The 8,798-nt window shown below is 66.0% G+C and carries 7 protein-coding genes; 5 read left to right on the top strand and 2 right to left on the bottom strand.

All coding sequences use genetic code 11. The features are described from left to right. Positions 1-17: 17 nt before the first annotated feature. Positions 18-1,196: a CobW family GTP-binding protein gene (locus BEP01S_RS04685; protein ID WP_062241020.1), complete on the bottom strand. Its 1,179-nt coding sequence runs from the start codon at positions 1,194-1,196 to the stop codon at positions 18-20. A gap of 228 nt (positions 1,197-1,424) precedes the next feature. On the opposite strand from BEP01S_RS04685, the gene BEP01S_RS04680 reads away from it, so the two are divergent. From BEP01S_RS04680 to BEP01S_RS04675, 3 genes are all read left to right on the top strand, one after another. After that, positions 1,425-1,826, top strand: coding sequence for a Fur family transcriptional regulator (locus BEP01S_RS04680; RefSeq protein WP_062241018.1), 402 nt, complete (start codon positions 1,425-1,427; stop codon positions 1,824-1,826). A gap of 116 nt (positions 1,827-1,942) precedes the next feature. After that, positions 1,943-2,071 (top strand): hypothetical protein, encoded by a 129-nt coding sequence (locus BEP01S_RS17210; RefSeq protein ID WP_280512729.1) that lies wholly within the window; start codon positions 1,943-1,945, stop codon positions 2,069-2,071. A gap of 156 nt (positions 2,072-2,227) precedes the next feature. Continuing rightward, the gene (locus tag BEP01S_RS04675; protein ID WP_062241016.1) at positions 2,228-2,542 is read left to right on the top strand and encodes a hypothetical protein; all 315 of its coding nucleotides are present in this window, start codon (positions 2,228-2,230) and stop codon (positions 2,540-2,542) included. Here BEP01S_RS04675 and mobA read toward each other — a convergent pair. Further along, positions 2,523-3,437: a molybdenum cofactor guanylyltransferase gene (gene mobA, locus BEP01S_RS16535; RefSeq protein ID WP_064485817.1), complete on the bottom strand. Its 915-nt coding sequence runs from the start codon at positions 3,435-3,437 to the stop codon at positions 2,523-2,525. The genes BEP01S_RS04675 and mobA overlap by 20 nt on opposite strands. Before the next feature lie 209 nt (positions 3,438-3,646). Between mobA and BEP01S_RS04665 the strand changes: the two genes are divergently transcribed. Both BEP01S_RS04665 and BEP01S_RS04660 read left to right on the top strand, forming a co-directional pair. Further along, positions 3,647-4,993: an MFS transporter gene (locus BEP01S_RS04665; protein WP_244882061.1), complete on the top strand. Its 1,347-nt coding sequence runs from the start codon at positions 3,647-3,649 to the stop codon at positions 4,991-4,993. Next, positions 4,990-8,775 (top strand): nitrate reductase subunit alpha, encoded by a 3,786-nt coding sequence (locus BEP01S_RS04660; RefSeq protein WP_083532537.1) that lies wholly within the window; start codon positions 4,990-4,992, stop codon positions 8,773-8,775. The genes BEP01S_RS04665 and BEP01S_RS04660 overlap by 4 nt, the downstream gene beginning before the upstream one ends. Positions 8,776-8,798: the final 23 nt, after the last annotated feature.

The raw sequence follows: 8,798 nt of genomic DNA, 5'->3' as shown, positions 1-8,798 counted from the left end.
GGTAGCAATAAGGGTTCTCAGTCGTGGAGGCGGACGTGGTGGAGGAGGCGTTCGGAGCGGTCGGATTGGCGACCGATCCCTGCCTCCTTGGCTATGGCCCCAGTGTTGAGCGCGGCGGTCAGAGTGGCTTCGGCCGCCTCGGTGTCGAAGTGCTCACCGATGACAACGAGGACGCTGTCCGCATCCGGCCCCTCACCGTCTCCCACGTTCGAGGACGGAGCCTTCGGTGCGGGTCGGGCGGCCTCGGCGACGTAGACGTTCGGGCCGACCGCCTGCACGACGAAGTCGCGCTGACCGGAGTCCGCGGCCACGCGCACGGTGCCTTTTACCCGGTACACCCCGGGCGGGAGGTCTTCGACGAAATCCATCACCGCATCCGGATCGACAGGGCCGCTGCCGGTGACGGTCACGGACTGGGCGTGGTGGTGTGGCATGGATTCCGCATCGACCTCGTCGTCACCGATCTCGTCGACTGCCGCCTCGGCGTAGGCCTGACGCAGCAGTTCCCGGATCGGCAGTTCGGGTTGGATCGGGTCCTCGCCGACGTCGGAACCGCCTCGGCGAGGGCCCCTCTCTCCTTCGCCCGGGTCGAAGATCAGCGTGGGGTCGAGGCGGGCGTGGTGGGTGCCGATGACGAGGACGCGTGGGTTGCGTTCGTGGACGCGGGCGCGGACGGCGTCGACCGTGGCGTCACGGTCCGCGACAGGCACCTGATCGAGCTTGTTGACCAGCACCAACGTCGTCGCAGCGAAGCGCAGAGGCGGCAGGTGTGATGTGTCGACGGTGTCGAAGTACATAGTCGCGTCGACGACGTCGATGACCCCACCGAGGTGGAATCGGTGGTGGCCCATGCGGGTGATCATGCGGGCCAGGGTCAGGGGCTCGGCGAATCCGCTGGCTTCGACGATGATCGCATCGAGGCGCAGACCAGGGTTCGTCATCGCCACGAGGGCGTCCTCGAGTTCGGAGTCATCGGTCAGGCAGCACACGCATCCGCCCGAGATCGACAGCGGTTCGTCGACCTGGCCGACGACGAGTCCGGCGTCGATGTTGAGGTCGCCGAAGTCGTTGACGATCACCCCGATGCGGGCGCCGGGGTGGCGCAGGAGGTGATTGAGGAGGCTCGTTTTTCCGGCGCCGAGGTAGCCGGTGAGCAGGATGACCGGGATCGCAGGTCTGCGTTTGGGGCCGCTCATTGCGCCTCCTCGGTGGTCGTGCTCGCTTTTCGTGCTCGGTGGCTCGACAGCGCGGGTTCCGCTGTGCGCGCGGGCCCCGTTCTCGGTACGGAGTCAATCGTAGAGTTGTGGGTGAACCGCCCGTTAATGGTAACGTGTTTCATTATTTCTCTCGCATATGCGCGTTCATGCATATGCACCTGCGACAAGGACGACAAGTTCGGCTGGGACGACTAGGGAGGGCTCCTCATGGCAGCTCCGCAGAAGAAGACGCGCAGCACCGCGCAGAAGGCCCTCATCCGCGCTGCCCTGGAAACCGAGACTCGCTTCGTCTCCGCCAAACAGCTCCACCGCCGCCTCGAAGACGAAGGTGCAAGCGTCGGCCTGGCCACCGTCTACCGACAGCTCAATGCGCTCGCACGCAGCGGCGACGCCGATACGATCACCATCGCCGAGACCCAGCTCTTCCGCGCCTGCGCGCAGACCGAACACCACCATCACCTCGTCTGCGAGCGCTGCGGCACCGCCGTCGAGATCGACCCGCCGAGTGAGGACTGGATGCGTCAGATTGCGGCGTCGAACGGCTTCGAGATCACACACCATGTCTTCGAGATCTTCGGCCTGTGCACCGATTGCCGGGCGTCCGCCTGAGCGCAGCCGGAGCACCGCCCCGGCCTCAGACTAAGACCGCTGGCATCATCCGCGGTGCGCGGAGTCCCAGGCGGGGAACTCGTCGTGATACTCCAGCCAGGCCATCGGACCCCATCATGGGCTTCATCGTCGGCGAGATCGTCACCGTGATCTTCTCGATCATCGTCTTCTACGTCGGCTTCTCCTGCCGCCTGACCCCCGAGGAGGCCGTCGAAGCCGTCGAACAGACCCAGATCGACGACTGATCAATCCCCTCGCCGAGGCGGCCGCCGCCTTCCCCCGACGACCGCCGTATCCGGCCCGCCCCGACACCCTCGCCGAGGCGGGCCGGACTTATTCACGGTCGAAACGGCGGGCCCGCCATCACACCTGCGCTAGGGTCGGTGACCAAGGAGGACGAGATGCCCAGAGACTATTCACCGGACCGCATCGCGGCGATGGCGGCCGAACTCTCGGCCGCAGCGCAGACGTTGGGAGTCCCGCTCCCGGATACGCAGCCCGCCGTCGAGCTCGTCGCTGAGCTGCTCGATGCCAGCGCACGCTGGTCCGACGAGACGGGGACCCGGGCCTCAGGACCCTTCGGAACTTTCCTCGCCGGCTGCGTCGACGGGGCAGACCTCGACGACCAGGTGGTCGGCGCGGACCGTGACCGCCGGGGGCTGGACTTCGTCGACAGCTTGGCGAACGGGCTCGGGCTCAGCCCTGAGAGCGAGTGAGGGTCCCCTCCACATGAGCCAGCGCTTCCGCGAGTGAGGCTCCGCCCTCCCTCGTCGCAGCGTGGAGCCTGCCGGCGAGGAATGCGGCGACGACCGGACTGAGCGATGAGTCCGAATGCTTGATGTGCGAAGCGAACTCGAGCACGGCCGCAACCTCGGCATCTGTCATCCACGCCCCCTCCGGAAGCTCGGCGGCTGCGAGGTCCCGCATCCGCAGCACCTGCTCCGGCACGGCTCTGGCGCCACTCGGAGCGTCGGCGCCCGCCGAAGTCCCGTCCCGAGGATCGCCCGCCGTATCCGCGTCCGTGGCCTCGATTCTGCGGGCGACGCGCTCGTACTCCTCACGGGTGTCGAAGTCGACGATCTCCGCGGGGTCGACGTCGACAGGTGCGACCTCGAGTCCGCTGAAGAGGAGTTTGACCGCCCTGTCCTGCGTCTGGCCGATATCGGCCAGACGTCGACGCAACAGCGCAGTCGGCCACGCGGCGCAGAGGTACTGGAGCTTGCCGCGGTCATCGACGCCGGCGGCAGGCAGCCCGGACTCCCGGCTCGCGACGATGAGCGCCCGCAGATGGTCCGGCCGCACCAGCGGCATGTCCCCGGCCAGGATCACGGTGACCTCGGAGTCACCCATCGCCCGGGAAGCGGCTTCGATTCCGGCCAGAGGGCCCGAGAACTCGGGCTCCTCCCGTACGCTGCCGACCGAGTCCGCCTCGGCGTCCGTGAGTCCGTCAGTGGTTCCGGCCACCCACACCTCCGCTTCCGGCACGGCCTGTCGGACGGTGCCGAGGATGCGCGAGATCACCGTCTGCCCGCCGAGGCGGACACCTGGCTTGTGAACGCCCCCGAACCGCCGGGAGCGACCGCCGCTGAGTATCATCGCTGTGATCGACATGACTCGATCATACGCTTTTCTACAGACAGTAGAATCAGTCATACAATTATGACGTATATCACTTTGTGACCCCGTGGGCGAGGTCCGACCTTCCACACAGACGCGGCCCGAGCGGCCTCCTGATTAAACACGGTGGAAACTGTTCCACTTTCCCCTCAACTCTGCTGTGATCGTAAGCAGTCGGCACATTCGTCGTGGAGGGGCAGAATATGTCACAGCCTGAGATGCATCAACCATCGACCGCCGGATCACCTGCTTCGGCTACGAATGCGCAGCGGACCAGAGCACTGATCTTCGCTACCCTCGGCTTCACTGTGACGTTCTGGGCCTGGTCGCTCATCAGCCCCCTGGGACCACACTTCGTCGAGGAGAAACTCACCGACGACTCGGCGCTGCTCGTCGCCGTGCCCGTCCTCGTCGGCTCGCTGGGACGAATTGTCGTGGGAGCGCTGACCGACCGCCTCGGCGGACGTTTCATGATGTCATTCATCGCCCTCATCACGGTCATTCCGGTGCTCTTCGTCGGCTTCATCGGCCAGTACAACTACGCCTCGCTCATCGTCGGCGGATTCTTCCTCGGCGTCGCCGGCACGAGCTTCGCCGTCGGCGTCCCCTACGTCAATCGCTGGTTCCCCAAGGAGTCCCGCGGTTCAGCCATCGGCGTCTACGGCATGGGCATGGGCGGTACCGCGATCGCGGCCTTCACTACCGTGCCCCTGTACAACATCTGGCCGCAGCTGCCCTTCGTGGTCGCAGCCGTCGTCCTCGTCATCTACGCGCTCCTGGCTTTCACGTTGATGCGCAATCCACCCGACTGGCAGCCTGTGCGCCAGAGCCTCATCACCACCCTGGGACAGACGCTGTCGGTCAAGCTGACCTGGCAGGCTGCCTATCTCTACGCTCTCGCCTTCGGCGGCTATGTCGCTTTCTCCGTCTACCTGCCGACTTACCTCAACAACGACTATGGCCTCGAACCCGCCGATGCATCCCTGCGCATGGCCGGCTTCGTCATCGTCGCAGTCATCACCCGCCCGCTGGGCGGAATCCTCGCCGATCGCCTCGGGGCGGTGAAGACCCTCGGCGTGGCCTACTCACTCGTCGCCATCTGCGCCATCGCCCTGTCCTTCCACCCCGTGGAGTTCATCGTCTACAGCTCAGAGTTCATTGCGATGTCGGCAGGCTTCGGAATGGCCTCCGGTGCGACCTTCGCGCTCATCGCGCAGCGCTCGGATCCTGCAAGAGTCGGCTCGATCACGGGCTTCGTCGGCGCTGCCGGCGGACTGGGCGGATTCGTCCCGCCGCTCCTGCTGGGAGCGATGTGGTCGGCGACCCACGACTACTCGCTGGGTCTGCTGCTGCTCGCCGGCTTCACGGTCATCGCGCTCCTCATCACACTCTGGATCGGCGCCAACCCGCCGACGACGGCCGAAGCCGTGGACCATCATGATTCGGCCGCGGCAGCCCCCAGCGCCGGCTCGAGCGCAGAGCGCGCCGGAACCGACAGCGACCCGACGGGTTCGGGTATCAGCGACGACGACAAGGAGACACGGTCATGACCACCGAGAATACGGCGCAGGGCAGAAACCAGTACACGCCGACCGATTCCTCGCCGCCGGAGGCCGTCCGTCCGGGCACCGACAACTCGCTCATGGACACGCTCATCGGAAGCCGGAAGTTCTTCACCCCTCGGGCGACGATGAGCGAGGACAAGCGCGAGATCCACTACTCCGGCGGGCGGCAGGGCGACTCCTTCTATCGCAACCGCTGGTCACACGACAAAGTCGTCCGCTCCACCCACGGGGTCAACTGCACGGGTTCGTGCTCCTGGCACGTCTACGTCAAGGACGGACTCATCACGTGGGAGTCCCAGGCCACGGACTATCCCAGCCCGGGCCCGGACATGCCCGAATACGAACCGCGCGGCTGCCCTCGCGGAGCCTCGTTCTCCTGGTACACCTACTCCCCCACCCGAGTCCGCTACCCCTATGTCCGCGGCGCACTGCTGCGGCTCTTCCGCGAAGCCAAGGCCGCCAACGGCCACGACCCAGTGCTGGCGTGGAAGTCCATCGTCGAGGACCCGGTCAAGGCCCGCCGCTACAAATCAGTCCGCGGCAAGGGCGGACTCGTGCGCGCGACGTGGGCCGAAGCCGTCGAGATCGTCGCCGCCGCCTACGTCTACACCGTGAAATACCTCGGACCCGACCGCACCACCGGCTTCTCCCCCATTCCGGCCATGAGCCCGGTCTCCTTCTCCTCCGGAGCCCGGTTCCACCAGCTCATCGGCGGCTCGATGCTGTCGTTCTACGACTGGTACGCCGACCTGCCGCCGGCGTCCCCACAGGTCTTCGGCGACCAGACCGACGTGCCCGAGTCCGGTGACTGGTGGAACTCCTCCTACCTGATGATGTGGGGGTCGAATGTTCCGTTGACCCGCACCCCGGACGCCCACTGGATGGCCGAAGCCCGCTACCACGGCCAGAAGGTCATCTCCATCGCCCCGGATTATGCGGAGAACGTGAAGTTCGCCGACGAATGGCTGGCACCGGCCACCGGCACCGACGGCGCCCTGGCGATGGCCATGGGCCATGTCATCCTCAAGGAATTCTTCGTCGACGCGACGACGGACTACTTCGACGGCTATGTCCGCAAGTACACTGACCTGCCGTTCCTCGTCGAGCTCGAACCCGACGAGACCGGTGGATTTCGACCGGGCCGCTTCGTCACCGCCACCGATCTCGGCTCCGCAGCCACGTCCGAGGCCGACACCGAGGATGCCGACTTCAAACCCGCCCTGTGGGACAAGGCCACGAACTCACCGGCCGTGCCCAACGGCACCCTGGGCCACCGCTTCGCCGCCGACGGCGAAGGCAAGTGGAACCTCGACCTCGAGGACATCGACCCGGCCCTGTCCATCGCCGAGGCGACCGACGGCATCCGCGATGCCGTCGAGGTCACGCTGCCGCGCTTCGATACCGCTGCCCAAGGCGAGATCGACGAGATCACGCGCGGGGTTCCGGTCGTCCGCCTCGGCGAGAGGGTCATGACCACGGTCTTCGACCTCATGCTCGCCGAATACGGGGTGGGGCGGCCCGGCCTGCCCGGGACGTGGGCGGAGAACTATGAGGATGCGACGAGCCCGAACACCCCGGCCTGGCAGGAGGCGATCACGGGAGTGCCGTGGCAGGCAGCAGCCCGCATCGGCCGCGAATTCGCCGCCAATGCGCGGGACTCGAAGGGCCGGTCGATGATCATCATGGGTGCGGGCACGAACCACTGGTTCCACTCGGATCAGACCTACCGCACCTTCCTCACCCTGACCACGCTGTGCGGAACGCAGGGAGTCAACGGCGGCGGCTGGGCCCATTACGTCGGCCAGGAGAAGATCCGCCCCTTCACCGGGTGGCTGCACCTGGCCAACGCTCTGGACTGGGTGCGCCCGCCGCGGCAGATGACCCAGACGACGTACTGGTACATGCACACCGATCAGTGGCGCTATGACCAGTTCGGGGCCGATATGCTCTCGGCCCGGGCCGGGCACGGAAAATTCAAGGGCATGTCCACCGCCGATGCCATCGCCCAATCGGCACGCCTGGGCTGGCAGCCGTACTATCCGACCTTCGACGACAATCCCCTCGACATCGCCGAGGCGGCCAGCCAGGCGGGCAAGACCAGCGCCGAGCACATCGTCGACGAGCTCAAGGCCGGCCGACTGCGCTTCGCCGCCGAGGACCCCGATGCTGCGAACAACTATCCGCGTATCTGGTCGATGTGGCGGGCGAACACCTTGGGCTCCTCGGCCAAGGGCGACCAGTACTTCCTCAAGCACCTCCTCGGAGTCGACAACTCGGTATCGGCCGAGGAGACGCCTGAGCATCTGCGCCCACGCGACGTCGACTGGCGCGACGAGGCACCCGAGGGCAAGATCGACCTGCTGCTCACCCTCGATTTCCGGATGACTACGACGACGCTGCATTCGGATGTCGTGCTGCCGGCAGCGACCTGGTACGAGAAGCACGACCTGTCGACGACGGACATGCATCCGTTCGTCAACACGTTCAATCCAGCGATCTCGACTCCGTGGCAGTCACGCAACGACTGGGAGACCTGGGCGACGATCGCGGAGAAGTTCTCCGAACTCGCCCGCACTCACCTGGGCACCCGCACGGATGTCGTGGCCCAGCCGCTGCAGCATGACAGTCCGGACGCGCTCAACACCCCGCATGGCCGGGTCAAGGACTGGAAGTTCGGCGAATGCGAACCGATCCCGGGCAAGACCATGCCCAAGCTCGTCGAAGTCGAACGCGACTTTACGGCCATCTATGACCAGTACACGTCGATCGGCCCGCTGCTGGAATCCCAGGGCATGAATGCCCGCGGGATCCGCTTCGACGTCGACCATCATGTCGAACGGCTGCGCCGACTCAACGGCGTCGTCGCAAAGGGCGCTGGCAAGGGCCAGCCGCGCCTGGACTCGGATCGGCGGGCCGCGGACTTCATCCTCGGACTCTCTGGCACGACGAACGGCATCATGGCCACCGAAGGGTTCAAGAAGCTCGAGATCCGCACCGGCCAGAAGCTGGCCGATCTGTCTGCCGAACACGAGGGCAAACAGGTTTCCTTCGAGGATGCGAAGGCCGCACCGGTGCCCGTGATCACCTCACCCGAATGGTCCGGATCGGAAGCCGGCGGTCGCCGATACTCCCCGTTCACGATCAACGTAGAGAGGCTCAAACCCTGGCACACGCTCACCGGCCGGTACCAGTTCTACATCGATCACGACTGGTTCCTGGAGATGGGTGACGCGCTGCCGACCTTCCGCCCGCCGTTGGACATGAACGCGCTGTTCGGTGAACCACAGGTCGGGGACTCGGACGGCACCTCGATTGCGGTGCGGTATCTGACTCCGCACAACAAGTGGGCGATCCACTCGATGTATCAGGAGAACTTTTTCATGATGAGCCTCGGCCGCGGCGGGCAGACGATCTGGATGAGCGTCGAGGACGCCGAGGCCGTGGGCATCGCCGACAACGACTGGATCGAAGCGATCAACCGCAACGGCGTCGTCGCTGCCCGCGCCGTCGTCTCCCACCGCATGCCGAAGGGCACCGCGTTCATGCACCACGCACAAGAGCGCACGGTCAACGTGCCGCTGACGGAGACGACCGGGCAGCGCGGCGGCATCCACAATTCGCTCACGCGGATCATGATCAAACCGACCCACCTCGTCGGCGGATACGGGCAGCTGTCGTTCGCCTTCAACTACTACGGGCCGACAGGAAACCAGCGCGACGAGGTCACGGTGATCCGCCGCCGCACCAACCAGAACGTCGAATACTGACAACGACTCGACAGCAGGAGGCA

It is taken from the genome of Brevibacterium epidermidis NBRC 14811, from assembly GCF_001570805.1.
Taxonomy (GTDB): domain Bacteria; phylum Actinomycetota; class Actinomycetes; order Actinomycetales; family Brevibacteriaceae; genus Brevibacterium; species Brevibacterium epidermidis.
This window is presented reverse-complemented; position numbering and strand designations above follow the sequence as displayed.